The sequence below is a fragment of the Micromonospora sagamiensis genome, assembly GCF_014680085.1.
Taxonomy (GTDB): domain Bacteria; phylum Actinomycetota; class Actinomycetes; order Mycobacteriales; family Micromonosporaceae; genus Micromonospora; species Micromonospora inyonensis.
This window is the reverse complement of record NZ_AP023438.1, coordinates 3,145,231-3,171,203: the sequence shown is the minus strand read 5'-3', so window position 1 is coordinate 3,171,203 and position 25,973 is coordinate 3,145,231. Positions and strand designations below refer to the sequence as shown.

Here is a 25,973-nt window from a genome sequence, read left to right as displayed (position 1 = left end):
ACTCAAAAATGAGTAACAAGGGGCCCCTGCTACCACCACAACCAGCTGGACTACTTGGCGAGCGTGGTGCCCGTCGAGCGGAGGTGCTCGCAGGCCTCGACCACCCGGGCGGCCATGCCGGCCTCGGCGGCCTTGCCCCAGACCCGCGGGTCGTAGAGCTTCTTGTTGCCGACCTCGCCGTCGACCTTCAGGACGCCGTCGTAGTTGCGGAACATGTGGTCCGCGACCGGGCGGGTGAAGGTGTACTGCGTGTCGGTGTCGATGTTCATCTTGACCACGCCGTAGTCGAGCGCCTCGCGGATCTCCGAGAGCAGCGAGCCGGAGCCACCGTGGAACACCAGGCTGAGCGGCTTCTCCTTGCCGTACTTGGCGCCGACCGCCTCCTGGATGTTCTTCAGCACCTCGGGACGGAGCTTCACGTTGCCCGGCTTGTAGACGCCGTGCACGTTGCCGAAGGTCAGGGCCGCCATGTAACGGCCCTTCTCGCCGAGGCCGAGCGCCTCGACCATGGCCAGGCCGTCCTCGACGGTAGTGTAGAGCTTGTCGTTGATCGCGTTCTCGACGCCGTCCTCCTCGCCGCCGACCACGCCGACCTCGATCTCCAGGACGATCTTGCCCTCGGCGGCCCGGTCGAGCAGCTCGGCAGCGATCTCCAGGTTCTCCGCGACGGGCACGGCCGAGCCGTCCCACATGTGCGACTGGAACAGCGGGTCCTCGCCCCGGGCGACCCGCTCCTTGGAGATGGCCATCAGCGGCCGGACGAACTTGTCCAGCTTCTCCTTGGGGCAGTGGTCGGTGTGCAGGGCGATGTTGACCGGGTAGTTCTTCGCCACCTCACGGGCGTACGCGGCGAACGCGGCGGCACCGGTGACCATGTCCTTGATCGTCGGGCCGGAGAGGTACTCGGCGCCACCGGTCGAGACCTGGATGATGCCGTCGCTCTCGGCGTCGGCGAAGCCCTTCAGGGCGGCGTTGAGGGTCTGCGAGGACGTGACGTTGATGGCGGGGTACGCGTACCGCCCGGCCTTGGCGCGGTCCAGCATCTCCGCGTAGACCTCAGGGGAAGCGATGGGCATGTCAAACGCTCCTTAACTACCGCTCTCGGCCGTGCCGGCCGACTGTCTTCCATGGCTGCGAGACCGCGCTGTCCTCCGCGGGCAGTATCCCGTAGAAGCGCCACGCGGACACAACCGACCCGGAACGCGCCCGGATGGTCGGACCCGTCACCGCCCCCGCCGGTCCGTCCACCGCGCCCGGACGACGATGCTGATCAGCCGGCTGACCACCGCCACGACAGATCGCTTTCAGAGGGTTGGTCAGAACCGTCCAACCGGAACGACCGGCCGGACCGGCTGGTGATCCCGTCGGCGGTTCACCCCGGCCGGCCACCCACCTCGACGCCGGACGCGGCCAGGGTGGTGGCCCGGAGCGCCGTGCTGGTGACCGGGCGGATCCGGGAGCCCACGGTCCCATCCTGGCACCGGGCGTCGGCCCCGGGTGGGCCAATCCGCCGACTCGCCCGCCGGGCCGGCGGCGGCCGGGACGCACGCGCTGGCCGCTCCCGGACGGTCACCGGATGTTCGCCGGACGGGAGTGGAGCGGCGGGGAGAGCGGTCGGGTGCCAGGGACGGGTCGTTTGGGGCCGCTCGCCGGTGGGCAGGAGTGACAAGCCGTACCGTGTGAGAGAGCCGGCACGACGCGAAGGAGGGACGATGGGTCAGCCCGACGAGGAGTTCGCCCCCGGCGACCACCTCACCCCCGACGAGCGGGATCCCGAGGCCACACCTGCCGACGCGGTGGAGCAGGCCACGGCGGTCACCCCGGACGACGGTGACACCGAACCGCACCGTGGCCTGGAGGTCGCCGACTGGGACGCGGTGGAGCAGTCCCGGGTCGTCGCGGTCGACGAGGACGACTACCGCTGAGCCACGCCGGGTCTCCGTCGCCCGGCGCGACGCCGGGCCAGCCGGAACCCGCCCGGCCACCGTCCCGCGTATCCCGAACAGGGCACCGTGCTCCCGGACCAGCCGGAACAAAGCGGTGATCTCGTTCATCCGATCGGTTCGATCCGCTCCCGCAGGACTGCGTGGCGCTCCCGTGGGCCCTTAGGCTCCACACGCTCCACCGGTACCCCACGGGCGGGAACCCTCACATGCTCAACCCGTACGCCCGGCGTCTGCTCGCCGGGCTCGGGGTGGTGGCTGCGCTCGTCGCGACCCCCGCCAACCCCGCGTCGGCCGACCTGTCCGACGTCAAGATCGACTTCTACTTTCCCGACGTGACCGTCGCCGCCGGCTCGCCGGGCAAGGTCGAGAGTGCCATCCTGTCCGCCTCCCGGCCGGTCGTGCTGCGGGACGTCACCATGCGGTTCGACTTCTCCGGTCTGTCCGGCAAGGTCATCGTCAGCGAGCCCGACGACTTCGGCTACTGCACGACGCCCGAACCCAGCGTGCTGCTCTGCACCGATCCGTTCGAGGTCAGTCTGGAGGAGTGGGGCCTCGCCGGGATCCTGCCGGTGACGATCGCCCCGACGGACGGGACCGACGAAGCCACCGGCAAGCTGAAGGTCACATTCTCCGCGGCCGGTGTGGACCCGCTGACCCGGGAGTCCTCGGTCCGCGTCGGCGAAGGGGTGGACCTGGCCGCCGGTCCGGAGACCGAGACCTCCGCGAAACCGGGCGAGGCGTTCGACGCGTCGCTGGCCGTCCGCAACGCCGGTACGACCACAGTGAAGGGCAGCAGCCTCGTCTTCTTCGGTGACCACGCCCTGCGCGCCGGTGAGAAGTACCGCAACTGCACCTACGACGGTGACCACCTGCGCACCTGCAACTTCGACGAGGAGCTGGCCCCCGGCACCGACTACCGGGCCTCGCTCGACCTCGTGCTCGGCAAGGACACCTACGCCCCGGGCCGGGCCTACGGCGAGGCCATCTGGATGACCCGCGCCGAATACGAGGACTTCGCCGCCTACCTGGCCGAGCAGGGTGTCTCCACCGGCGAGCCGGGTACCGGGGGCACGCTGACCCTGACGACCGGCCGCCGGCAGGCCCGTGCGGCCCAGGCCGACACCGACCCGATGAACAACCACGGCCTGATCACCGTGACGACCACCGGCAAGAACGGCAGCGACCTGGCCGCCATCGGTGACAAGCTGACCGGTGCGGCCGGCGCGAAGGTCACCGCGACCGTCGGTTTCCGCAACAACGGGCCGGCGACGCTGGACTACACCCGGGCCGGTTCCTCGGTCACCTACGTCCGGGTGGGCGTACCGGAGGGCACGACCGTGGTCGAGGCCCCGGAGTCCTGCGCGCCGGTGAAGGGCGAGGAGTGGGGCGAGCCCGGCGAGGCGGGCGGGCGCAGCTACTTCTGCTTTGCCGGTTCCCTCGCCATCGCGGGCGAGGACGAGACCTTCGACTTCACGCTCCGGGTGGACAAGGTGGTCCCGAACGCCAAGGGCACGGTCGAGGTGAACGTGTCGTGCCAGTGCGACGGTGGCTTCGACCACGACCTGAAGCCGGCCAACGACACCGCCGCCGTCCTGGTGAACGCGGCGGGCGGCGGAGGCGGCGGTACGGGTGACGGCGACGGCGGCCTGCCCGTCACCGGTGCCCAGACCGGCCTGATCGTCGGCGTCGGCGGGCTCCTGCTCGCGCTGGGCGTGGGCGGCTTCGTGCTGTCCCGTCGTCGGCGGACCCGCTTCGTCGCCTGATCTCCCGACGCACCACCGGTGCCCCGCCGACCCGGACCGGGTCGGCGGGGCACCGTCGTCGTACCGCCCCACGCGTCGGCACCACGACCGGCACGCTGCGACGTCCGGCACCGGGTGCCACGCGCGGCGACCTAGACTTACCGGAGCCGTCGCCGGTGGCGTACCCGCCACCCCCAACTGGCAGATCCCGGAGGTCACCTCGTGCCGACGCCCACCACCACCCTGGCCCTGGGCCCGGATTGGCTCGACCCGGAGTGGTTGATTTCGACGTTCGGGTTGCTCGGCATCCTGGCCATCGTCTTCGCCGAGTCCGGCCTGCTGATCGGGTTCTTCCTGCCGGGTGACTCGCTGCTGTTCACCGCCGGCCTGCTCACCGCCGACGGTAAGTACATCACCTATCCACTGTGGCTGGTCTGCCTGTTGATCACCCTCTCGGCCATCGCCGGGGACCAGGTCGGCTACGCCTTCGGGCGCAAGGTGGGGCCGGCGCTGTTCCGTCGCCCCAACTCGAAGCTGTTCAAGCAGGAGAACGTCCTCAAGGCACACGAGTTCTTCGAGAAGTACGGCGCCCGCTCGATCGTGCTGGCCCGGTTTGTGCCGATCGTGCGGACCTTCACCCCGATCGTGGCCGGGGTCAGCCGGATGGACTACCGCACCTTCGTGATCTACAACGTGATCGGGGGCGTCCTCTGGGGCACCGGGGTCACCGTGCTCGGCTACTTCCTCGGGCAGATCCCGTTCGTCAAGGCCAACATCGAGATGATCCTGATCGGCATCGTGGTGGTCTCGGTGGTCCCGATCGCGATCGAGCTGCTGCGGGCGAGGATGGCGGCGAAGCGGGGCACCACGCGGGAGGAGAAGGCCGCCGCCGAGGAGGCGATCCGGGAGACCCGCGAGCACTACGCGGACCAGCAGTCGCCGTACGGCGGACAGCCGTACCCGAACGACGGCGCACAGCCGTACGGTGGCCAGCCCCAGCCGGGTGGCGGTCAGGTCTACGGCGGCGGCGCACAGCAGCACCGGGGCGGTCAGGTCTACGGAAGCGGCCAGCAGTACGGCGGCCAGCCGTACCGGGAGGACCCGCAGCCCCACGGCGGTCAGCCGTACCCGGGGAGCAGCCAGCCGTACCCGGGCGACCAGCCCTACGGCGGCGGACAGCAGCCCCCCTACGGCGGCGGGCAGCAGCCCTACGGCAGTGGCCCGGCCCAGGGCCACGGGCAGGAGTACGAGGAGCGGCCGGCACCGCCGCCCTACGGCGGCCAGCCCCACCACGGCGGTCAGCAGTACGGCCACCACTGAGCGCCGTACCGGCCGGAGCGGGAGGTCGCCCGACGCGTTCATCCGCGCGTCGGGCACCAGCCCCTCGACGGCCGGGCAGGTCGGGCCACACGTGACACCGGTCGGGCTGGGAGGCGAACGCCCCGCACGCCCGGACGGAAACCCGCCGGGGCAGTGCCCCACCCGGGCGCACGCGACGTGCACGGCGCCGACGGGATGCGCCCGCACGGCACACGGGAGCCGGCCGCGGGCCGGCCGGGACATCGGTCCGGACGGCGCACCCGTGTGTCACGGGTGCGTCGGAGACCGTCCCGACCGGCAGCGGGCATTCCGAGGGCGGCCGCCAGGTTCGGCGGCCGGTCGGTACCGCACCGGTCGAACCCTCTCGGCTGCCTGGTGCCTCTCCTGGTGGAGCGGCACCAGACGACCGGGAAGGGTCAGCGAGCCTTCTTGGTGGCGCGCTTACGGGGCGGGGTCAGCAGGTCGGCGATCGTGGCGATCGCGGTCGGCACCAGCCGGTAGTACGCCCACACGCCGCGCTTCTCCCGCTCCAGCAAGCCGGCCTCGGTGAGGATACGCAGGTGGTGGCTGACCGTCGGCTGCGAGAGGCCGAGGGGCGCGGTCAGGTCGCAAACGCACGCCTCGCCCTCGGGAGCCGACTGGATCAGGCTGAGCAGCCGCAGCCGGGCGGGGTCGGCGAGGGCCTTGAGGACCCCCGCCAGCCGCTCGGCATCGGCACGTTCGATCGGCTCGCCGGCAAGCGGCGAGATCTGAGGCATAGTCATTTCAGCCAACGCAGTTCCCACGTTTTCCATCCTTCCACCAGCAGCATCGAAACGCCTGCATATCCGCAATCCGAATCGGCAGACTTTTAGGCCACAAGGCCGAGGTCAGCCAACGTATAGGCCGCCCGGTAGGGCAGTCCGGCGGCTTGCACGGCGTCACCGGCGCCTCGATCAACAATAACCGCTACGCCGACGACCTCAGCCCCTGCCTCATGTAACGCTTCAACTGCGGTGAGTACACTCCCACCGGTCGTTGAGGTATCTTCCACCGCCAATACCCGACGCCCGGATACTTCAGGCCCTTCGATGCGGCGTTGCAACCCGTGCGCCTTACCTTCCTTGCGCACGACGAAGGCGTCGAGCGGTCGTCCCGTACCCGCTGCGGCGTGCAGCATCGACAGCGCGACCGGGTCGGCACCGAGGGTCAGGCCACCGACTGCGTCGAATTCCCAGTCGGCGGTGAGATCCACCAGGACGCGCCCCACCAACGGAGCGGCCTGGTGATGGAGCGTGACGCGGCGCAGATCGACGTACCAATCTGCCTCGCGCCCCGAGGAGAGCACCACCCGCCCATGGACCACGGCCAGGTCGGCGATGAATTTACGCAGGTCGTCGCGGTCCCCCATGCCGCACAAGGGTACTGCTCAAGTCTGGGAGCCGTGGGTCGGGTCCACCCTTGGTCAGTCCTGTGGGCGACGACGGGTGGCGATGTACGCCTACTCTGCGCGACGGGCCGGCGAGGTTCGGGTGATCACACCCGGTGGGGTCCGGTGGACCGGGGGCCGGACGCGGTCAGCGTCCGTCGCGTCCCGCGAGAGTCTTGCCGCGCCGGGTGAGGCGGTGCAGCAGCCGCTGCGGGGTGTGCCGCAGCGCCACGACCGCGAGCTTGTACTTCCAGTCGGGAACGCTTACCAGGCGCCCTTTTCGCAGGTCGCGTAGGCCCTCATCGATGACCGCGTCGGCGTCGAGCCAGATCCAGCCAGGCATCGACGACGTGTCGATCCCGGCCCGCTGGTGGAACTCGGTACGGGTGAAACCCGGACAGAGAGCCATCACCCGTACGCCGTGGGGGCGTGCGGCCTGACCCACCGACTCGCTGAAGTTGGTCACCCAGGCCTTGGTGGCGGAGTACGTCGATCCGGCCTCGACCGCACCGAAACCTGCGACGGAAGAGACATTAATCACTGCGCCCTGCCGCCGGGCGGTCATCGTCGGCAGCACCGCATGGGTCAGTCGCATCACGGACACGACGTTCAGCCGCAGCAGCCGGGCCTCGTCGGCGACGGTGGTCCGCAGGAAGGACCGGGTGAGCGCGATGCCGGCGTTGTTGACCAGCAGGTCGACCGGACGTCCATCGGTGAGCCGCCGCTCCACGGCGACGCAGCCGTCCTCGGTGGAGAGATCGGCTGGCAGGGTCTCCACCGTGCGGCCGTGCCGTTCGGTCAGCTCCGCGGCGAACCCGCTGAGTCGGGCGGCGTCCCGGGCGACCAGCACGAGGTCGTACCCGTCGCGGGCCAGCCGCCGGGCGAACGCCGCACCGATGCCGGCTGTCGCTCCGGTGACCACCGCGAGCGGGTCGGTACGGCCGGGGGCAACCGGGTCGGGCGTCGCGGGCACGGGCGGATCCTCACCTGGACGGAACGGGACGGCCGGGGAACTCTCGTGGAGCGGGCCGCGACGCCGGACGTCGCCGGTGATGGGCATTGACCGACGGGAGGGCCAGCAGCACGGCTACCACAAGGTAACCGAGCACCTGACCGATCGAAAGCCCCGCGTTGAGCGGGATCCACCCGTCCGGATAGGCGTCGGTGAGGGCGGTCAGCAGTTGGGCGGTGGTGCCTTCGTCGGCGTCCAGCCGGAACGGGGCCAACCGCTGCCCGGCCAGGAGGGCCAGCGCCCCGCCGCCGGCGAGCAGGCCGAGCCCGCAGACGACCCAGGTCGCCATGCGTACCCCGGCGCGCCCGGCCAGCAGGCCGACGGCGAGCGCGACGAGCAGCGCCCCGACCGCCACCGCGAGCACCGCGGTCAGCACCGCCGTGGTCCGTACCAGCGTCACCACACCGTCCACCGCGCCCTGGTCGGGGACGTCCGTGGTGGCGGACCGGAGACGCGCGACCGTGCCGTCCAGCGTCACCAGGGCGGCGACCGCGTACGCGACCCCGGCGGTCGCCATGGTGACGAGCAGCCCGGCGGCGAACCCGACGACGGGTGGCCGTCGGGGCGGAAGCTGTTCCGACACGAGACGATCCCTCCGGGTAGGCGTCGCGTTGCAACCTACTCGGAGGGATCGTCGTACGTCCCGCTTATCGGTGGTCAGCCCGCCGAGGGCGGCCGGTCAGCCGGCGGGTTCTGGTCGCCGGAGGGGCCGTCGGAGCCACCGGCCGGAGGCTGCTCCGGCTGGCCGGTACCGGAGGGCGGCGGGTAGCCGGGGGCCGGCGGGTAGCCCGGCTGGCCCTGGGTCGGGTAGCCCGGCTGGCCCGACGGCGTCTGCCCCGGGTAGCCCGGGGCCGGCGGGTAGCCGGGCTGACCGTGCGTCGGGTAGCCCGGCGTCCCGGACGGGTAGCCGGGGTAGGCGCCCGGGACCGGGGGCTCCCAGGCCGGCTGCTGCTTACGGAAGAACTGGTTCGACGCGGGCAGGGCCAGCAGCACCAGCGCCGCGATCAGCGCGAGCACCGCGAGCACGTTGACCAGCGTGCTGACCGGGGTGTACCAGGACGGAAGGGCTTCCTCCAGCCGGCGCGCGATCTCCTCCTGGCTGGGCATGTCGGCGCTGGAACCACCGACCGGGCCGCTGAACGAGCCGGCCGCACCGCTGATCAGGCCGCCACCGCTGCAGCAGAGCAGGATCCCGCCGAGCACCCAGGTGGTGATCCGGGCACCGTTCTTCCCCCGGTTGTTGAGCACGGCCAGCACCACCAGCCCCACCGCCAGGAGCAGGGTGACGATGCCCGCCCCGACGGCGACGACGGTGGCGAAGTCGGCGACCGCGTCCATCCCGTTGACCGAGCTGTCGCGGTACGCCTCCTCCAGCACCCGACGGGTGTCGCCGATGGTGGCGAGGGTGAGCACCAGATTGATCACCTGGATGACAGCCACCAGGATCAGCAGATAGCTGGATATCGTCACGCTGCCCGGGCGCGCCCGGGCCGGGGTGCTGTGGGTTTCGGCCACGACTCTCCTTCCCTTGGATCGCCACCACACCGTAGCGGCATTCCGCCAGCCGTACGGGACGGACGGGACGGACCCGCCGGGCGACGCGGGTGCCCTACCCGCTCGCGTGCGGCGGCAACCCCGCAGCAGCTCAGTAGCCGCGCCACTCCGCGCGGGCGTACTCCAGCACCTTCGGTTCGAGCAGGGTGGAGGCGGGCACGTCGACCCGACGCCGGTCGGCGGGGAACGTCCCGGCCGCGGCCAGCGTGCCGGTGTCCAGGAACCGCAGTGACGGCGCGTCGGCGGGCAGTTCCAGCGGGGGCGGGGTGGGGCCGGGGGCGGCCAGTACGAACCCCCAGTCGCCGAACGACGGTACGTCCACGTGGTACGGCCGGGTGGCGAAGCCGGCCGCCCGTACCGATGCCTCGATCGACCAGTACGACCGGGGTGCGAAGTACGGCGAACCGGACTGCACCACCAACCGCCCCGAGTCGGCGAGCGCCGAGCGGACCAACGAGTAGAACTCGACGGTGTAGAGCTTCGCGGTGGCCGTCTCGTCCGGGTCGGGCAGGTCCGCCACCACCACGTCGAAGCGTTCCCCGACGGTGCGCAGCCAGCCGAACGCGTCGGCGTGCACCACGCGCACCCGGGGGTCGGCGAAGGCGTCTCCGTTGAGCCGGCGCAGCTGCGCCTCGCTCCGGGCCAGCGCCACCACGGCCGGGTCCAGGTCGACCACGGTCACCCGGCGCACGTCCGGGTAGCGCAGCAGTTCCCGGACGGCCAACCCGTCCCCGGCCCCGAGTACCAGCACCTCGCCGCGTGGGCCGCGCAGCGCCGGGTGCACCAGCGCCTCGTGGTAGCGGTACTCGTCGACCGAGCTGAACTGGAGGTCACCGTTGAGGTAGAGGCGCAGGTCGCTGGCCTGCCGGTCCACCTCGGTCACCGACCGGGTCAGCACGATCTCCTGGTAGCGGCTGCGCTCGGCGTGCACCACCGGATCCCGGTAGAGCTGCTGTCGGGCGGTCACCTCGAAGTCCCGGGCGGTGATCCAGGCGTACGAGAGGCAGAGCGCGACCACGACGGACCCGACGGTGATCGTGACGTGTGCCCGGCGGCTCAGCTCCCGCCGGAAGACCGTGACCACCAGGGCCACCCCGGCGACGGCGTTCACCGCGCCGACCACCAGCGCCCCCTTGAGCTGCCCGAAGACCGGGAGCAGCAGGAACGGGAAGGCGAGCCCGCCGAGCAGCGCGCCGACGTAGTCGGCGGCGAACAGGTCGGCCACCGCGCTGCCGGCGGACTGCTCCCGGATCCGTTGCAGCAGCACCATCAGCAGCGGGATCTCCGCGCCGATCAACAGCCCGAGCACGAACGCGGTGCCGACCAGGGCCGGCCCGTACAGGTCCAGCCAGGCGAAGGCCGCGTAGAGGCCGAGCACCGAGAGCCCGCCGAGCAGCGCCAGCAGCAGCTCGACCAGGGCGAACGCGGCGGCGGCCCGGGACTGGAGCGGCTTCGCGGCAAGCGCGCCGACACCCATCGCGAAGACCATCACACCGAGCACGATCGACGCCTGACCGACCGTGTCGCCGATCAGGTAGCTGCCCAGCGCGACCAGCGCCAGCTCGTAGACCAGTCCGCAGGCCGCGCAGACGAAGACCGCGACCAGGACCGCCGAGCGGGCCAGTCGCCAACGCGGACGTTCCGGTGCCCCGGTGCTCACGGCCTCTTCCGGTCGTGCCGGACGCCCCTGCCCGCCACGCCCTGCGCGGCCGTCCGCCGTTCCTTGCCGCGCCGCACGAAACCGACGGTGAACAGGATCGCGGTGACCAGCAGCAGGCCGGCGACGGCGACGAAGTAACCCCAGCGGTCCCGCCACATGTCGTTGGCCGTGTCCGGCAACGGCGGGGCGGCCGCGTCCGGGGCGGCGGTGGCGACCGGGGCCGGATCGGCCAGGCCCCGCTCGGCCAGCAGCAACGGCAGGACGACCGCGGCGCGGGTGGTGGCCCAGCCGGGCTCGTCGATGAAGACCTCGTCGTCCAGCCCGAACCGCTCCAGGCCCCGCTCGACCGCGAAGAGGTCGGTGAGGTCGAAGTCGCTGGAACCCTCGATGCTGACGAGGGCGTAGTCCTTGGCCTCGCTGCTCTGCGGCGTCCAGGTGACGTTCGCCACGACCTGGACCCAGCGGAGGCACCGGGAGTCGTCGACCGGAGTGCCGTCGCCGAGGTTCGATCCCACGCTGACCGTGTGGCTGCCCTCCGCCAGCTGCCAGCCGTAGCAGATGCCCTGCGCCTCGGTGGCGCGCTCCAGCACCGCCACGGTGTCGGTGCGCTCGGTCGCGGTGGGCGCCGGCACGAGGTCGCTGTTACCGCGGTTCAGGACGGCGGGCAGCACGCACGCGGCGATCACCACGAAGGTGATCACCACCGTCCAGACCGCCGCTGTGGTCGAGGACGCCTTCTTCGCGGGCGTCGGGCCGGCCATCAGCTGATCGCGGCGGCGATGATCGCGCCGGTGGCGAGGTGGACGACGGCGCTGACCCAGACCGCCGGATGCGGCTCCGGGTCGACCAGGAGTTCACCGAGCTTCCCGGGCGTCGCCACGTCCAACACCACGAACGCGGCGGCCATGATGACCAGTCCGAGGATTCCGTACGACGCGGCACCGACGATGCCGAGGACGAAGTCGTCCTCGCTGGCCACGATGGCGGCCACCACGGTGATGCCGACGCTGGCCAGGTTGGAGGCGAGCAGCAGCGCCGCGTTCCGGTTGCGCTGCGTCCAGATCAGTTCGTTGAGCCGGCCGGGGGTGGCCACGTCGACGAGGACGTAGCCGACGCCCATGAGGACGACGCCGACCACCCCGTAGGCGAGGGTGGCCAGCAGATCGTTGACGAGGGTCTGCACGGTGGGACTCCGAGGATGAGGGGTTTGGGTCGGGAATACCGACGGTCAGATCACTTGCCGCTGCCCGGGCCGCCGCCACGGACGGTGCTGCCGCGCCCCCAGCCCCAGCTGTTGCCCACCGTCTGGCGGTAGCGGGGGTAGGCGGTGGAGACGCGTTCGAGCAGGATCAGCGACCCGGCCGCCACCGGCAGGATGACTACCGAGTCGTCGTCGTAGCGCAGGTAGACCCCGCTGCCGTCGACGTACTGGTCGGCCGGCTTCCAGGCGTCGGTCACCTCGTCCGCCACCTCGCTCGGCCGCTTGGTGGAGGTGTACGCGAGCGCGTCCTTGCCGATGTCCTGGCTGACGGCCCGGCTGTACCGGTCCTCGACGTAGCCCCTGGGCGAGAAGTTGCCGTAGAAGATCGCGAAGGCGGCGACCAGTACGCCGATGACGGCGAAGACCGCGCCCACCACGAACCACCGTCGGTACGTCACAGTGTCACCACCGTTTCGGTCAGGACCAGCTCATTGGTCTGTGGGTACGCGTGCCAGGTGCGCCAGCGCACCGAGTCCGATCCGGAGTCCGGGACGACCGCCAGGGCGGTCACCGCATCCGGGTCACCGGGGAAGACGCCGACCAGGGCGTACGGGTCGTCGGCCAGCTCGGTGCGGAGGGCGGCGACCCGGCTGCTCAGGCCACCCGGCTCCGGCCGGAGCACGGTCGCGGAGAAGGAGTAGCCGTCCGCCGGCTCGTGCACCGTGCTCGGCAGGTCCGGTCGCCGCCCCGGCAGGCAGGCCACCGTCTCGGCCAGCACCACCGGATCGGGCGTGCCGGCCGGCGCGGGCCCGCGCAGGAGCACCTGGTGGGACGCGCCGAGCAGGCGCAGCCGGATCCGCCGCCCGCCGGGCAGGTCCAGGTCGAGCACGTACAGGGCGGGTAGCTCCGGGCCACCGAACGCCAGGCTGAGGTCGGCGGCGCTGGTGTCGACGTACGGCGCGTCCAGACTGACCAGCACGTCAGCCCACCTTCTCCGGGCCGGCCTGCGGGTAGACCATCACCTCGGGCCGGCGCAGCAGCTCGCCCCGGGCGACCTCCCAGTCGGCGTCGCCGTACTTCTCGAAGGAGAGCCGGGCGTCGCCGGAGGCCGTGTAGTCGTGGTACCGGACGCTGCCGGTGGGGGCGAGCCCGGTGGTGCCGGTCCCGGTCCAGGTGGCCTGGCCCGACTCATCGCTGCGGTACCGGCGGCCGTCGAAGTCGACGGTCTGCGGGCCGGGGGTGACCGTGGCATCCGGCTCGGCGGTCCAGAGCACCAGCTCCAGGTCCGGGTCCTCCTCCACGGAAAGCCAGCGCTTCGTGCCGTCGGCGGTGTCCAGCAGGTGCTCGTCCCAGCTCCAGCCACCCTCGGTGAGGTGCAGCGAGCCACGCACCGCGTAGGTCACCTGCCGGATCTCGACGAGGTCGCCGGGACGCAGCCGACGCGGGTCGCCCCGCAGGGCGTCGGCGTCGTGGTCGCGGAACGGGTCGGCGGCGGTCGGCGAGGTCGGGGCGGCCGGGCGCCGACGGGACTTCGACAGGGCGACGATGATGACGACCGCCCCGGCCACTCCGACCAGGCAGCCAACCGCCGTCACCAGGTACGCCAGTATCCCGCTCACCCTTGCCTGCCTCTCGTCGCGTCGGCGCCTGACGGTAACAACCGCGCGCACCTGCGCAAACACCAGCGCTTTTGAGCGATCGGTCAGCTACCGGGAGTTGCCGGGGCGGTGCCCGACGGCCCCTCGGGCTCGGCCGGCGGGGGCAGGTGCCGGGACGGGTCCGGGCAGATCATGTATCCCGGCGGGACGACGTACACCGGCGCGGCGGGGTAGCCGGGCGGGGGTGCGTGCGTCGGCAGCACGGCCGGCAGCACCGGGTGGGCGGCCCACGGGGCGGGCATGGCCCCGGGCGGCGTCTCGTCGCGGGGCACGAAGTACCGGTTGGCCGGCGGCAGGGCCAGCAGCAGCACCACCGCCACGGAGAGCAGGAAGACGACGAGCCCGCCGCCGGCGGCTCCCATGCCGAGGAGGTCCTCGGAGAGGTTGGAGTCGTAGAGGGTCTCCACGAACTCCGACTCCTCCCAGACCGGCTCGCCGTCCGCGGTCTCCGTCCACCCCTCGTCGGGGGCGCCGAGGGCGAGCGGGATGAAGAGCGCGCCCAGGCAGCACTGGCCGACGCCGAGCAGCAGTTGCAGGCCGCCGCCGACGAACACCAGGATCCGGGCGGTGTTGCCGCCCCGGCGTACCGGCCGGGCGGTGGCGGCGAACCAGACCGCCAGGAACAGTGCGGGCACGACGACCGCCACCATCGTCATCCAGTTGCCGAACCGCTCGCCGGACACCTCGTCGGGGTCGGCGTCGGGGACGAGCTGCGCCGCCCGGTCGATCCGGCCGTCGAACTGCACCGCGGCGGCGACGGTCAGGCCGACCATCACGAGCAGCACACCGACGGCGGCGAGCTGCAACCAGAAGGCGACGGTCACGGTGGTGGGCCGGGCCGGACGTACCGGCTCGTCGACGGTGGCGGTCATGGCCATCGACGGTACGGGGACCCGGCCACCCGGGGCAGGCCCGTTCAGCCGGTGCCGGCCGTACTGATGATCATTCCGCGGCGAGCTGCTCGGTGGCGTACTCGCGCAGTGTCCGGTGGCCCATGATGCAGCCGGCGAAGGTGACGAACTCCCCGTCGGAGTCGGCGAGCCGCCGCCAGGCGGTGCGGGCCGCCACCGGGTCGATCTCCTCCAGCAGCGTCGCCGCGTACGCCCGGCCGGCCGGCGAGCCGTGTTCCAGCAGCCAGTCGACCCGGGCGCGGACCTCGTCCGGGTGCTCCGGCAGGGCCGCCTCCAGCCGGCGGTACGCCTCGGTCTCGGGCAGGATGCGGGCCGCGAACCCCACCCCGGCGAAGGCCACCGTGTCCGTGCCGGCCAGCTGCTCGGCGTCCCGCTCGATCTGCGACCGTTTCCGTCTCCACATACCGTGTCCTTTCCCCGCCGGGCCGAGGCCGACCCGGACGACCGGGAGGTTCGCGTCACCGGACCGGTCGGGCCGGGACGCGAACCTCCGGTTCGACGCGGGTGGATCAGGCGGAGGTGACGGTGAGGGCTTCCTTGGTGTCGGCCAGGTCGACCCGGACCGTGTCCCCGTCACGGATCTGGCCGGCGAGCAGGGCCCTGGCGAGCTGGTCGCCGATGGCGGTCTGGACCAGGCGGCGCAACGGACGCGCCCCGTAGATCGGATCGTAGCCGTGCTCGGCGAGCCAGGCACGGGCCGGCTCGGTGATCTCCAGGCCGAGGCGACGGTCGGCGAGCCGCTTGCGCATCCGCCCCAGCTGGATGTCCACGATGGACCGGAGGTCGTCGCCGTGCAGGGCGGCGAAGACCACGATGTCGTCCAGCCGGTTGAGGAACTCCGGCTTGAAGTGCGACCGGACCACCGCGAGCACACCCTCCCGGCGCTGTTCCTCGGCGAGCGTCAGGTCGCTGATCACCGACGAGCCGAGGTTCGAGGTGAGGATCAGGATGGCGTTGCGGAAGTCGACGGTACGGCCCTGACCGTCGGTGAGCCGGCCGTCGTCGAGCACCTGGAGCAGGATGTCGAAGACGTCCGGGTGGGCCTTCTCCACCTCGTCCAGCAGGATCACCGAGTACGGCCGGCGACGCACCGCCTCGGTGAGCTGGCCGCCCTCCTCGTAGCCGACGTAGCCGGGCGGGGCACCGACGAGCCGGGCCACCGAGTGCTTCTCGCCGTACTCGCTCATGTCGATGCGGACCATGGCCCGCTCGTCGTCGAAGAGGAACTCGGCGAGCGCCTTGGCCAGCTCGGTCTTGCCGACCCCGGTCGGGCCGAGGAAGAGGAAGCTGCCGGTCGGGCGGTCCGGGTCGGCGACTCCGGCGCGGGCGCGACGGACCGCGTCGGAGACCGCGCCGACCGCCTCGGACTGGCCGACCACCCGGGCGCGCAGCGACTCCTCCATCCGGAGCAGCTTCGCCGTCTCGCCCTCCAGCAGCCGGCCGGCGGGGATGCCGGTCCAGGAGGCGACCACGGCGGCGATGTCGTCCGCGCCGACCTCCTCCTTGAGCATCGCCCCGTCGGCCTGGAGCCGGGCCAGTTCCTCCTCGGCCCTCGCCAGGTCGGCCTTGAGCGCGGGGATCCGGCCGTACCGCAGCTCGGCGGCGCGTTCCAGCTCACCGTCGCGCTCGGCCCGCTCGGCCTCGCCGCCGAGCCGTTCCAGCTCCTCCTTGGCGGTGGAGAGCTTGGTGATGTGGCCCTTCTCCAGCTTCCAACGGTCGGAGAGCGCGGTGAGCTGCTCCCGCTTGTCGGCCAGCTCCTTGCGCAACCGTTCCAGCCGCTCGGCGGAGGCCGCGTCCGGCTCCTTGGCCAGCGCCATCTCCTCGATCTCCAGCCGGCGGACCGCCCGCTCGATCTCGTCCACCTCGACCGGGCGGGAGTCGATCTCCATCCGGAGCCGGGACGCGGACTCGTCGACCAGGTCGATCGCCTTGTCCGGCAGGAACCGGTCGGTGATGTAGCGGTCCGACAGGGAGGCGGCGGCGACCAGGGCGGCGTCGGTGATCCGTACGCCGTGGTGCACCTCGTAGCGCTCCTTGAGGCCGCGCAGGATGCCGATGGTGTCCTCGATGGTCGGTTCGCCGACCAGCACCGGCTGGAAGCGACGCTCCAGGGCCGGGTCCTTCTCGATGTGCTCGCGGTACTCGTCCAGCGTGGTCGCGCCGACCATCCGCAGTTCGCCCCGGGCCAGCATCGGCTTGAGCATGTTTCCGGCGTCCATCGAGCCCTCGCCCTTGCCCGCGCCGACCACGGTGTGCAACTCGTCGAGGAAGGTGATGACCTGCCCGTTGGAGTTCTTGATCTCCTCCAGGACGGACTTCAGCCGCTCCTCGAACTGGCCCCGGTACTGCGCCCCGGCGACCATCGCGCCGAGGTCGAGCGAGACCAGCTTCTTGTCCCGCAGCGACTCGGGCACGTCCCCGGCGACGATCCGCTGGGCCAGGCCCTCGACGATGGCGGTCTTGCCGACGCCGGGCTCGCCGATCAGCACCGGGTTGTTCTTGGTACGCCGGGAGAGCACCTGGATCACGCGGCGGATCTCCGAGTCCCGGCCGATGACCGGGTCGATCTTGCCGTCGCGGGCGCTGGCGGTCAGGTCGACGCCGTACTTCGCCAGGGCCTGGTAGGTCTGCTCGGGGTCGGCGGTGGTGACCCGCCGGTCCCCGCCCCGGATCGTCGGGAAGGCGGCGACCAGGTTCTCCTCGGTGGCCCCGGCGGCCTTCAACGCGCCGGCCACCGCGCCGCCGACCCGGGCCAGCCCGGCGAGGAGGTGCTCGGTGGAGGTGTACTCGTCGCCGAGCGGCCGGGCGATCTGCTCGGCGGCCCCGATGGCGTTGACGAACTCCCGGGACAGGCTCGGCTCGGCGATGCTGGATCCGCGTACGGCGGGCAGCGCGTCGATCGCCCGTACGGTGACCCGGCGCAGCTCGACCGGGTCGGACCCGGCGGCGCGCAGCAGGCCGGCGGCGGTGGAGCCGGCGGTGTCCAGCAGTGCCAGCAGCAGGTGCCAGGGTTCCACGGTGGCGTGTCCGCGCTGGTTGGCGACGGCGACGGCACCGGTGATGACCTCGCGGCTCTTGGTGGTGAGGCGTTCCGTGTTCATGGGCTCCCCCGGAATCGGCGTGTCCACTGAGAGAGACACAACCAGAGTTGAGCCTATTCCACTCAACTTCGGTGGTGTGAGCCGAGTCACATGAGCGGGTCACCGATGGTCGAGGACGACCCTGATCCAGTGCGGCGGCCCGAGGAACAGGCCGCTGGCCAGGACGACGTCGTCCGGCCCACGGGCGTAGAACGTGCCGTCGGCGAGCGCCATGAGGTAGTGCTCGCCCGTGAGCGGCCACTTCATCCGGTGGTACCGGTCGCCTGCCACCATCCCGGCCCCGTCCGGCCCGGTCACCACGACCATGCCGCCACCGACCGGAACCATCGAGCTGATTTGCTCCGGCCGGTCCTCGGGGTGCACCAGCGTCCATCCCGGGCCGCCCTGCCGCCACAGCGCCGGGAAGGACGTCCGGTCCGGACGCTCCCCGATCAGCCACGCCGTGCCCGTCGGGTCGATCTTCGCGCGGAGCACGGCCACCTCACCGTCGGGCGGGGACACCGGCTGCCGGAACCAGCGCCGACCGCCGTCGGGCGAGATCGCGGCGAACGGCCGGCCGTCATGCAGCCCGGCCACGACGATCTGGTCGTCCCGCGAGGCGACGGTGTTGATCCCGGGTACGTCCGGCTGGACGGGCACGGGCCGCAACCGGCGGCCGTCCCACTCGGCGACCTTCCCGGTGGACTCGACGACCTGGAACCGCCCCTGCGCCCCCACCCAGACCGGGGGCGGACCGGAGCGGGAGTGGGTGAAGGTGGTGCCGCCGTCGGTCGAGGTGTACCAGCCGTGCGGTTCGCTGAGCAGCACGAGCAGGCCGGGGGCGGTGTAGAGCTGCTGGTTGGCGGCGCTCGGACGGGGGTGCCGCAGCTTCCGCCAGGACCGGCCGCCGTCAGCGGTGCCGTAGAGCAGGGCCGGGCAGGAGGGAGCGAGCGGCTTCCCGTCGCACGCGGCGAAGAGGGCGTAACCGTCCCGCGCGTCGGCGAACTCGACGTACGGCCGGTCGTACCGTTCGGGCACCTCCACCCGCACCTGGCGGACCTCGTCGAAGGAGGCCGGCAGCGGCCCCGGTGCGGTCGTCGTCGGGGCCGACGGGGTCGGCGCGACCGGTGGACGCCTTCGGACGTCACCGATCGAACACGCCCCCAGAGCGGGCACGACCAGCAGTGTGACCAGCAACCGAGAAGATCGTCCGAGCATGGCCCTCCTTGGCGTCGGTACCGTAGCGTGGCGCGCGTGCGAGTACGTGTCGAACAGACTGCCCTACCGGGGATCGGTGTACGTCACGACCTGTTGACGGAGTCCGGACGCCGGCTCGGCGTGGTGTCCCACCGCAACGGCCGACGCGACCTTGTCCTCTACGACCCGGACGATCCCGATTCCTGCCAGCACGACATACCGCTGACCGACGACGAGGCGGAGGCGCTGGCCGACATCCTCGGCGCGTCGCTGATGCTCGGGCAGCTCACCGGGCTGCGGGAGCAGGCCGCCGGGCTGCTCACCGAGCAGATCGCCATCCCGGCCGGCTCGAAGTACGTCAACCGACGACTCGGCGACACCAAGGCCCGGACCCGCACCAGCGCCTCCATCGTGGCCGTGCTGCGCGGTGGCGAGGTGATCGCCTCGCCCGGCCCCACCTTCCGCTTCTCCGCCGGCGACGTGGTGGTCGTGGTCGGCACCCGCAAGGGGCTCGACGGGGTCACAGCCATCCTGGCCGACAGCGACCCGGACGGCTGAGGCGCGGATGCACGACTCCACCACGCTGCTCGTCGAGGTCGGCGCGCTGCTGTTCCTGCTCGGCCTCCTCGGCCGGCTCAGCCGCCGCATCGGCCTCTCCCCCATTCCGTTGTACCTGCTCGCCGGGCTCGCCGTCGGGCACGGCGGCATCCTCAAGATGCACGCCAGCGAGGAGTTCTTCGCCGTCGGCGCGGAGATCGGCGTCATCCTCCTGCTGGTCATGCTCGGCCTGGAGTACTCGGCGAACGAGCTGGTCGGCAACCTGCGCTCGGCGGCCCCGGCGGGTCTGATCGACGCGGTCCTCAACGCCCTGCCCGGCGCGGCCTTCGCGCTGCTGCTCGGCTGGGACTGGATCGCCGCGGCGGTGCTCGCCGGCATCACCTGGGTCTCGTCGTCCGGGGTGATCGCCAAGGTCCTCGCCGACCTGGGCCGGGTCGGTAACCGGGAGACGCCGGTGATCCTCTCGGTGCTGGTCATCGAGGACCTGGCCATGGCGCTCTACCTGCCGCTGGTCACCGCGCTGCTGGCCGGGGTCGGGCTGCTCGGCGGCGGAATCGCCCTGACCATCGCGGTCGGAACGGTGCTGCTGGTGCTGGTCGTGGCGATCCGGTACGGCCACCTCATCTCCACCGCCATGTCCGCGAAGGACCCGGAAGCACTGCTGCTCGGGGTGCTCGGCATGACCCTGCTGGTCGCCGGGATCGCGGCGAAGCTCCAGGTGTCGGCGGCGGTCGGCGCGTTCCTGGTCGGCATCGCGCTCTCCGGCCCGGTGGCGCACCACGCCACCGAGCTGCTCACCCCGCTGCGGGACCTCTTCGCCGCGGTCTTCTTCGTCTTCTTCGGCCTGGTCACCGACCCCCGGGACATCCCGCCCGTCCTGCTGCCGGCGCTCGCCCTGGCCGTGGTGACGATGGCGACGAAGACGCTCACCGGCTACTTGGCCGCCCGACGGGCCGGCATCGCCGAACCCGGTCGCTGGCGGGCCGGGCTCGCGCTGGTGCCCCGGGGCGAGTTCTCCATCGTCATCGCCGGGCTGGCGGTGGCCAGCGGTGAGGTCCCACCGGGGCTGGCCGCGCTCGCCACCGCGTACGTGCTGATCACCGTGGTGACCGGCCCGATGCTGGCCCGCCTGCCGGATTTCGCCTGGTTCAAGCAGTGGTTGCGGCGTCGGGCGGCGGCCCGGCGGCTGGAACCGCTGCCCACCCCGGACTGAGTCGCGGTCGGCCGGGTCGGTCCGCCCGTACGGGGAACCGACCCGGCCGACGATCGCGGAATCCGTCCCGCCGAGGTCTTTCGCCGCCGCGCGGGACCGCGCTACCGTTTCGCCCCAGCACACCAGGTCCCCGCGGACACCCGGTTCGCCCCGCGGGCGCGAGCGGAAGGCTGCCGGTACGTGCCCGAGTCGACGTTTCCCGGCTTCGCCAACCCCGTCGACCCCTCCCCGGCGGAGCTACGGGCGTGGGCCTACCAGCCGGACTCGGTTCCGCTGACCGCGATGCCCCCGGACTGGGACCTGCTCGTCGCCGGCGACCACCTGGTCCCGACCCTGTTCGAGCTGGCCATGGACCCGGCGTGCCCGGCCCGGCGGTTCGCCCTGCACTGCCTCTACATCTACGCCGCCGACGGCATCCGCACCCAGTTCCGCGCCCACTCCAAGCGTCGCCTGCGCAAGCTGGTCGAGCAGGCCGAGCTGACCGGCGACCAACTGGTGCGCACCTGGGCCTACAACACCCGGGTGCTCATGGAGCGACCCCACCTCTTCGACTACCACGACTGGTGTGAGGGCGGGCTGGTCCGGGAGAACCGTCGGATCGGCTGAGCGGGACGGGCCGGAACCCCCCGTGGATTCCGGCCCGTGACTCAGGTGCGTCCCCCGCGCTTCCGGCCCTTCCGCCGCGGTCCCGGCGGTGGTGCTGTCCGCTCCGGGCCGGTCTCGTCACCCCCGTCGGCGTCCCGGCGTTCGACGGCCGGGCCGGGCCTGCCGGCGAACCGGCTTCCGGTGATCGCGTCGAACCGCTCCCGCACCATCTGGGCGACCCGGTCGAAGCGTTCCTCCGCCTGCCGGGCGACCTTCCTCGCCGGTTCCGCCATGACTCCCCCTCGCCGTCACCCGCCGGACCGGGCACGCTCGGCCGCGACGGTGGGCCCGGCTGGTGCGGACGGGACCTGGTTCCGAGGCTAGTCGGCGGGACCGGTCGGCGCGGCGGTTCCACGGAACGCGACTCCCGCCGTGGTTGCAGGGGACCCCTGCTCATCAAAAAGCGGTAACAGGGAACCCCTGCAACCACCACAGCCGGGTCCGAAGTCAGTGGCCGGTGGAGCGGCGGGGCCGCCAGACCACCAGCGCGGTGGAGGTGCGGGTGGTGGGGACGATCTCCCGGCCGGGGAACCGGGCCATCGCCTCCAGCTCGGCGATCCGCCGGTACGCGGCGTCCAGCTCCGCCTCCATCTCGGCGAGCCGGGCCTGAGCCTGTTCCAGGAGCTGTTCCAGGCCGATGATCCGCTTGATGCCGGCCAGGTTCACCCCGTCGTCCTGGCTGAGCCGCTGCACCTCACGCAGCAGCACCACGTCCCGGACGCTGTAGCGGCGACCGCCCCCGGCCGCCCGCCCCGCCTGCACCAGCCCGAGCCGGTCGTACTGCCGCAGCGTCTGCGGGTGCATCCCCGCCATCCGTGCCGCGACCGAGATCATCAGTACCTTGGCGTCGTAGGCAGGGTCACCCGAGCCGACGAACCCGTCCGCCATCCCGCTCACCTCCGCGTGTACTCCACCGTGCCAACCGAAGCGACGCACTGCTAACTGAAGCGACGCACCCGGGCGTCGAGATGTTCCCGAGCCGCCGGCGGGGTGTGCGCGGCGAACGTCTCCAACGCCGTACGGGCCTCGTCGGAGAGCCGGGCCGGGACCACCACGTCCAGGGTGACCAGCAGGTCACCGGCCTGCCCGTCGCGGCGGACCACGCCCTTGCCCCGGGCCCGCAGGACCCGGCCGCTCGGCGTGCCCGGCGGCACCCGCAGGGTCACCGCACCGTCCAGGGTGGGCACCCGGAGGTCGATACCGAGCGCCGCCTCCGCGAAGGTGATCGGCACGCTCAGGGTCAGGTCGTCCCCGGTCCGTCCGAACAGGTCGTCCGGGCGCACCTTCACGTGCACGAAGAGGTCACCCGCCGGGCCGCCGCGTTCCCCCGGCTCACCCCGGCCGGCCAGCCGGATCCGCTGGCCGTCGGCCACTCCGGCGGGAAAGCGGACGTTGAGGGTGCGGGTCTTGGTGACCCCGCCGGTGCCCCGGCACTCGGGGCACTTCTCCTCGACGATCGTGCCGACGCCCTGGCAGTTGCGACACGGCTCGGCGAAGCTGAACGACCCCTGGTTGCGGGTCACCGTCCCGGAGCCGTGGCACTGCGGGCAGGACACCGGCCGGGTTCCGGGCTTGGCCCCGTCCCCGTGGCAGGTGTCGCAGACCCCCGGGGCGCGCAGCGTCAGCGGGATGGTCACCCCACGGACCGCGTCGGAGAAGTCGAGCGCGACCTCCGCCTCGACGTCCCGCCCACGCGCCGGGCCCCGCCGCGCCGGGCCGGCCCCGCCGCCGCCGGAGAACACCGAACCGAACAGGTCGGAGAAGTTGGCACCGCCGAACCGGCGGTCACCGCCGCCCGCACCGCCGAACAGGTCGGAGACGTCGAACGGCACGCCGCCGCCCGCGCCCCGGGCGCTGCGCCGGAACGCGCCCGAGCCGAACAGCGTGCGCATCTCGTCGTACTCCCGGCGGCGCTTGTCGTCGGAGAGCACGTTGTACGCCTCGGAGGCGGCCTTGAACCGCTCCTCCGCGCCGGGGTCGTCCGGGTTGTGGTCCGGGTGGGACTCCCGGGCCAGTTTCCGGTACGCCTTCTTGATGTCGTCCGAGGAGGCGGACTTGTCCACGCCGAGTACGGCGTAGAAGTCCTTCTCCAGCCAGTCCTTGGAACTCACCGGTCCACCCCCTTCCACCCGACGCGCACCGGGCCCCCCGCCCACCCGGTGTCGGTGGACGGGAGGACCCGGTCACGGTCTCGTACTTACTCCGGATCGGCGACCGCGACCATCGCGGGCCGCAGCAGACGCTCGCCGAGCTGGTAACCCCGGCGCATCACCTGGACGCAGGTCGGCTCGCTGACCTCGGCCGAGGTCTGGTGCGCGACCGCCTCGTGCCGGGTCGGGTCGAAGGGGTCGCCCTGCTCGCCGAAGACGGTGAGCCCGAACTTGCCCAGTGCCGTGGTGAGCTGCTCGGCCACCGTGCCGAACGGGCCCACCAGATCGCCGTGCTCGCGTGCCCGGTCGAGGTCGTCGAGGATCGGCAGCAGCGCGGTGAGCACCGCGCCGGTCGCCTGCTCACCGACCAGGGCCCGGTCCCGCTCGACCCGCTTGCGGTAGTTGGCGTACTCGGCCGAGACCCGTTGCAGGTCCCGGGTGCGTTCCTCCAGCTCCGCCCGGAGCGCCTCCAGCTCGGCCCCGAGCGGGGCGGCCGGACCGCCGTCGGCCGGTCTGGCCGGGGCGTCCACCACCGGCGCGCCGTCCGACGGGGACTCGGTGACGGTCGAGGAGACCTCGTCGACCATCACCTCGGTCTCCTCCACCAGACCCGCCGCGGATTCGGCACCGTCCCCGGTGGAGTCGGCCGGCGTCCCGGATTCACCCGCCACCGAACCGGGGGTCTCCTCCGGGTCGACGGCTCGTGGCTTGTCCGTCATGCGGCTACCTCAATCCCTCTGCCGTGGGGTCGTGACGGGGCGGGACGTCACTTCTTCCCGTCCTCGTCGACGATCTCGGCGTCGACCACGTCGTCGGCACCGGCCTGGGCACCGCCCGGCGCGCCACCGGCGGCACCGGCCGCGCCCGGCTGCTCGCCCTGCTCACCCTGCTGCTGGGCGTAGAGCAGCGAACCGGCCTGCTGGGAGACCTGCGCAAGCCGCTCGTGGGCCGACTTGATCTTCTCGATGTCCTGGCCACCGAGCGCGCCGCGCAGCTCGCCGAGCGCCTCGTTGATCTGGTCGCGGGACTCGCCCGGCAGCTTGTCGCCGCTCTCGGCGAGGAACTTCTCGGTCTGCCACTGGAGCGCCTCGGCCAGGTTGCGGGTCTCGGCGTCCTCGCGGCGGCGCTTGTCCTCCTCGGCGTGCTCCTCGGCGTCCCGGCGCATCCGCTCGATGTCATCCTTCGGCAGCGACGAGCCGCCGGTGATGGTCATCTTCTGCTCCTTGCCGGTGCCCAGGTCCTTGGCGTGCACGTTCACGATGCCGTTGGCGTCGATGTCGAAGGTGACCTCGATCTGCGGCACGCCGCGCGGCGCCGGCGGGAGCCCGGTCAGCTCGAAGGTGCCGAGCTTCTTGTTGTAGGCCGCGATCTCCCGCTCGCCCTGGAAGACCTGGATCAGCACGGACGGCTGGTTGTCGTCGGCGGTGGTGAACACCTCGGACCGCTTGGTCGGGATGGTGGTGTTCCGCTCGATCAGCTTGGTGAAGATGCCGCCCTTGGTCTCGATGCCCAGGCTCAGCGGGGTCACGTCGAGCAGCAGGACGTCCTTGACCTCGCCCTTGAGCACACCGGCCTGGAGGGCCGCGCCGACGGCGACGACCTCGTCCGGGTTGACGCCCTTGTTGGGCTCCTTGCCGGTGAGCTGCTTGACCAGGTCCGTCACGGCCGGCATCCGGGTGGAGCCACCGACCAGGATCACGTGGTCGACGTCGGAGACCTTGATCCCCGCGTCCTTGACGGCCTGCTCGAACGGGCCCTTGCAGCGGTCCAGCAGGTCCTGCGTCATCCGCTGGAACTCGGCGCGGCTGAGCGTCACGTCCAGGTGCAGCGGGCCGGCCGAACCGGCGGTGATGTACGGCAGGTTGATGTTGGTGTTGGTGGCGGCGGACAGCTCGATCTTGGCCTTCTCGGCGGCCTCACGGAGCCGCTGGAGGGCCATCTTGTCCTGGGAGAGGTCGATGCCGTGCTCGCCCCGGAACGTCTTCACCAGGTGGTCGATGATCCGCTGGTCCCAGTCGTCGCCACCGAGCTGGTTGTCACCGCTGGTGGACTTGACCTCGACGACACCCTCGGCCAGCTCCAGCAGGGAGACGTCGAAGGTGCCACCGCCGAGGTCGAAGACCAGGACGGTCTGCTCCTTGGAGCCCTTGTCCAGCCCGTACGCCAGGGCGGCGGCGGTCGGCTCGTTCACGATCCGCAGCACGTTGAAGCCGGCGATCTCACCGGCCTCCTTGGTGGCCTGGCGCTGGCCGTCGTTGAAGTACGCCGGGACGGTGATCACCGCGTCGGTGATCTGCTCGCCCAGGTACGCCTCCGCGTCCCGCTTGAGCTTCATCAGCGTGCGAGCCGAGATCTCCTGCGGGGTGTACTTCTTGCCGTCGATGTCGACGGTCCAGTTGGTGCCGATCTCCCGCTTGACCGACCGGATGGTCCGGTCCGGGTTGGTCACCGCCTGACGCTTGGCGACCTCACCGACGAGCACCTCGCCGTTGCGGGCGAACGCGACGATCGACGGGGTCGTACGCGAGCCCTCAGCGTTGGCGATGACGGTGGGCTCACCGCCCTCGAGAACGCTGACGCAGGAGTTCGTCGTGCCGAGGTCGATACCGACCGCACGTGCCATCTTCGCTTCCTCGCTTCGTAACGTTGAGCAGGTGACGGGCACCGCCCGGAGAGCACCCACCGCAAGTTGAGTGGACTTGACTCAATAGTGCCATG

The 25,973-nt window shown here is 71.9% G+C and carries 26 protein-coding genes and 1 pseudogene; 6 read left to right on the top strand and 21 right to left on the bottom strand.

Annotated features, from left to right (window positions below; translation table 11 throughout):
• Positions 1–50 precede the first annotated feature (50 nt).
• A complete protein-coding gene (fbaA, locus tag IGA62_RS13825) occupies positions 51–1,076 on the bottom strand; it encodes a class II fructose-bisphosphate aldolase (RefSeq protein ID WP_145821058.1) in 1,026 nt (341 codons plus the stop codon).
• A 636-nt stretch (positions 1,077–1,712) separates the two neighbouring features.
• Here fbaA and IGA62_RS13820 point away from each other — a divergent pair.
• The 3 genes and pseudogenes from IGA62_RS13820 to IGA62_RS13810 form a co-directional block, all read left to right on the top strand.
• Positions 1,713–1,925, top strand: a complete 213-nt coding sequence (locus IGA62_RS13820; RefSeq protein ID WP_091454499.1) for a hypothetical protein — start codon at positions 1,713–1,715, stop codon at positions 1,923–1,925.
• Between the two features lie 227 nt (positions 1,926–2,152).
• Positions 2,153–3,709, top strand: coding sequence for an LPXTG cell wall anchor domain-containing protein (locus tag IGA62_RS13815; protein ID WP_145821060.1), 1,557 nt, complete (start codon positions 2,153–2,155; stop codon positions 3,707–3,709).
• A gap of 201 nt (positions 3,710–3,910) precedes the next feature.
• Positions 3,911–4,612: pseudogene (locus tag IGA62_RS13810) on the top strand (DedA family protein); the annotation flags it as partial.
• 812 nt (positions 4,613–5,424) lie between these two features.
• Here the strand turns inward: IGA62_RS13810 and IGA62_RS13805 are convergent.
• From IGA62_RS13805 to IGA62_RS13735, 15 genes are all read right to left on the bottom strand, one after another.
• Positions 5,425–5,802, bottom strand: a complete 378-nt coding sequence (locus IGA62_RS13805) for an ArsR/SmtB family transcription factor (protein ID WP_076468717.1) — start codon at positions 5,800–5,802, stop codon at positions 5,425–5,427.
• Positions 5,803–5,858: 56 nt separating this feature from the next.
• Positions 5,859–6,398, bottom strand: coding sequence for an orotate phosphoribosyltransferase (gene pyrE / locus IGA62_RS13800; RefSeq protein WP_145821062.1), 540 nt, complete (start codon positions 6,396–6,398; stop codon positions 5,859–5,861).
• 166 nt (positions 6,399–6,564) lie between these two features.
• A complete protein-coding gene (locus tag IGA62_RS13795; RefSeq protein ID WP_232625003.1) occupies positions 6,565–7,389 on the bottom strand; it encodes an SDR family NAD(P)-dependent oxidoreductase in 825 nt (274 codons plus the stop codon).
• A 10-nt stretch (positions 7,390–7,399) separates the two neighbouring features.
• A complete protein-coding gene (locus IGA62_RS13790) occupies positions 7,400–8,011 on the bottom strand; it encodes a hypothetical protein (protein WP_145821066.1) in 612 nt (203 codons plus the stop codon).
• Positions 8,012–8,085: 74 nt separating this feature from the next.
• Positions 8,086–8,943, bottom strand: coding sequence for a hypothetical protein (locus tag IGA62_RS13785; RefSeq protein WP_145821068.1), 858 nt, complete (start codon positions 8,941–8,943; stop codon positions 8,086–8,088).
• 130 nt (positions 8,944–9,073) lie between these two features.
• The gene (locus IGA62_RS13780; RefSeq protein ID WP_145821070.1) at positions 9,074–10,642 is read right to left on the bottom strand and encodes a polyamine aminopropyltransferase; all 1,569 of its coding nucleotides are present in this window, start codon (positions 10,640–10,642) and stop codon (positions 9,074–9,076) included.
• Positions 10,639–11,403 (bottom strand): hypothetical protein, encoded by a 765-nt coding sequence (locus tag IGA62_RS13775; RefSeq protein WP_145821072.1) that lies wholly within the window; start codon positions 11,401–11,403, stop codon positions 10,639–10,641. The genes IGA62_RS13780 and IGA62_RS13775 overlap by 4 nt, the downstream gene beginning before the upstream one ends.
• Entirely contained in the window at positions 11,403–11,825 is a 423-nt protein-coding gene (locus IGA62_RS13770) for a DUF350 domain-containing protein (protein WP_145821074.1), read from the bottom strand. The genes IGA62_RS13775 and IGA62_RS13770 overlap by 1 nt, the downstream gene beginning before the upstream one ends.
• A 50-nt stretch (positions 11,826–11,875) precedes the next feature.
• Positions 11,876–12,301, bottom strand: coding sequence for a DUF4247 domain-containing protein (locus IGA62_RS13765; RefSeq protein ID WP_145821076.1), 426 nt, complete (start codon positions 12,299–12,301; stop codon positions 11,876–11,878).
• Positions 12,298–12,822 carry a DUF2617 family protein gene (locus tag IGA62_RS13760; protein WP_145821078.1) on the bottom strand — a complete coding sequence of 175 codons (525 nt, stop codon included), beginning with the start codon at positions 12,820–12,822 and terminating at the stop codon, positions 12,298–12,300. The genes IGA62_RS13765 and IGA62_RS13760 overlap by 4 nt, the downstream gene beginning before the upstream one ends.
• Before the next feature lies 1 nt (position 12,823).
• Complete coding sequence (locus IGA62_RS13755; RefSeq protein WP_145821080.1) at positions 12,824–13,462, bottom strand: DUF4178 domain-containing protein; 639 nt, start codon at positions 13,460–13,462, stop codon at positions 12,824–12,826.
• A gap of 83 nt (positions 13,463–13,545) precedes the next feature.
• Positions 13,546–14,373 (bottom strand): hypothetical protein, encoded by an 828-nt coding sequence (locus tag IGA62_RS13750; RefSeq protein ID WP_145821082.1) that lies wholly within the window; start codon positions 14,371–14,373, stop codon positions 13,546–13,548.
• A gap of 70 nt (positions 14,374–14,443) precedes the next feature.
• Positions 14,444–14,815, bottom strand: a complete 372-nt coding sequence (locus IGA62_RS13745; protein ID WP_145821084.1) for a hypothetical protein — start codon at positions 14,813–14,815, stop codon at positions 14,444–14,446.
• A 106-nt stretch (positions 14,816–14,921) separates the two neighbouring features.
• Positions 14,922–17,513, bottom strand: coding sequence for an ATP-dependent chaperone ClpB (clpB, locus tag IGA62_RS13740; RefSeq protein WP_145821086.1), 2,592 nt, complete (start codon positions 17,511–17,513; stop codon positions 14,922–14,924).
• A 99-nt stretch (positions 17,514–17,612) separates the two neighbouring features.
• The gene (locus IGA62_RS13735; RefSeq protein ID WP_145821088.1) at positions 17,613–18,710 is read right to left on the bottom strand and encodes a beta propeller repeat protein; all 1,098 of its coding nucleotides are present in this window, start codon (positions 18,708–18,710) and stop codon (positions 17,613–17,615) included.
• 36 nt (positions 18,711–18,746) lie between these two features.
• On the opposite strand from IGA62_RS13735, the gene IGA62_RS13730 reads away from it, so the two are divergent.
• The 3 genes from IGA62_RS13730 to IGA62_RS13720 all read left to right on the top strand — a co-directional run bounded on the left by IGA62_RS13730 (position 18,747) and on the right by IGA62_RS13720 (position 21,066).
• Positions 18,747–19,247 carry a cation:proton antiporter regulatory subunit gene (locus tag IGA62_RS13730; RefSeq protein WP_091458796.1) on the top strand — a complete coding sequence of 167 codons (501 nt, stop codon included), beginning with the start codon at positions 18,747–18,749 and terminating at the stop codon, positions 19,245–19,247.
• A gap of 7 nt (positions 19,248–19,254) precedes the next feature.
• Entirely contained in the window at positions 19,255–20,460 is a 1,206-nt protein-coding gene (locus tag IGA62_RS13725; protein WP_145821089.1) for a cation:proton antiporter, read from the top strand.
• 180 nt (positions 20,461–20,640) lie between these two features.
• Entirely contained in the window at positions 20,641–21,066 is a 426-nt protein-coding gene (locus IGA62_RS13720; RefSeq protein WP_145821092.1) for a hypothetical protein, read from the top strand.
• Positions 21,067–21,107: 41 nt separating this feature from the next.
• Here the strand turns inward: IGA62_RS13720 and IGA62_RS13715 are convergent, their stop codons facing one another.
• The 5 genes from IGA62_RS13715 to dnaK all read right to left on the bottom strand — a co-directional run bounded on the left by IGA62_RS13715 (position 21,108) and on the right by dnaK (position 25,878).
• Positions 21,108–21,338 (bottom strand): hypothetical protein, encoded by a 231-nt coding sequence (locus IGA62_RS13715; protein ID WP_145821094.1) that lies wholly within the window; start codon positions 21,336–21,338, stop codon positions 21,108–21,110.
• A gap of 214 nt (positions 21,339–21,552) precedes the next feature.
• Positions 21,553–21,993, bottom strand: a complete 441-nt coding sequence (locus IGA62_RS13710; RefSeq protein ID WP_190289284.1) for a heat shock protein transcriptional repressor HspR — start codon at positions 21,991–21,993, stop codon at positions 21,553–21,555.
• A 50-nt stretch (positions 21,994–22,043) separates the two neighbouring features.
• Positions 22,044–23,216 (bottom strand): molecular chaperone DnaJ, encoded by a 1,173-nt coding sequence (dnaJ, locus tag IGA62_RS13705; RefSeq protein ID WP_145821096.1) that lies wholly within the window; start codon positions 23,214–23,216, stop codon positions 22,044–22,046.
• A gap of 86 nt (positions 23,217–23,302) precedes the next feature.
• Positions 23,303–23,974, bottom strand: coding sequence for a nucleotide exchange factor GrpE (gene grpE / locus IGA62_RS13700; protein WP_145821098.1), 672 nt, complete (start codon positions 23,972–23,974; stop codon positions 23,303–23,305).
• Positions 23,975–24,021: 47 nt separating this feature from the next.
• Positions 24,022–25,878, bottom strand: coding sequence for a molecular chaperone DnaK (dnaK, locus tag IGA62_RS13695; protein ID WP_145821100.1), 1,857 nt, complete (start codon positions 25,876–25,878; stop codon positions 24,022–24,024).
• Positions 25,879–25,973 lie beyond the last annotated feature (95 nt).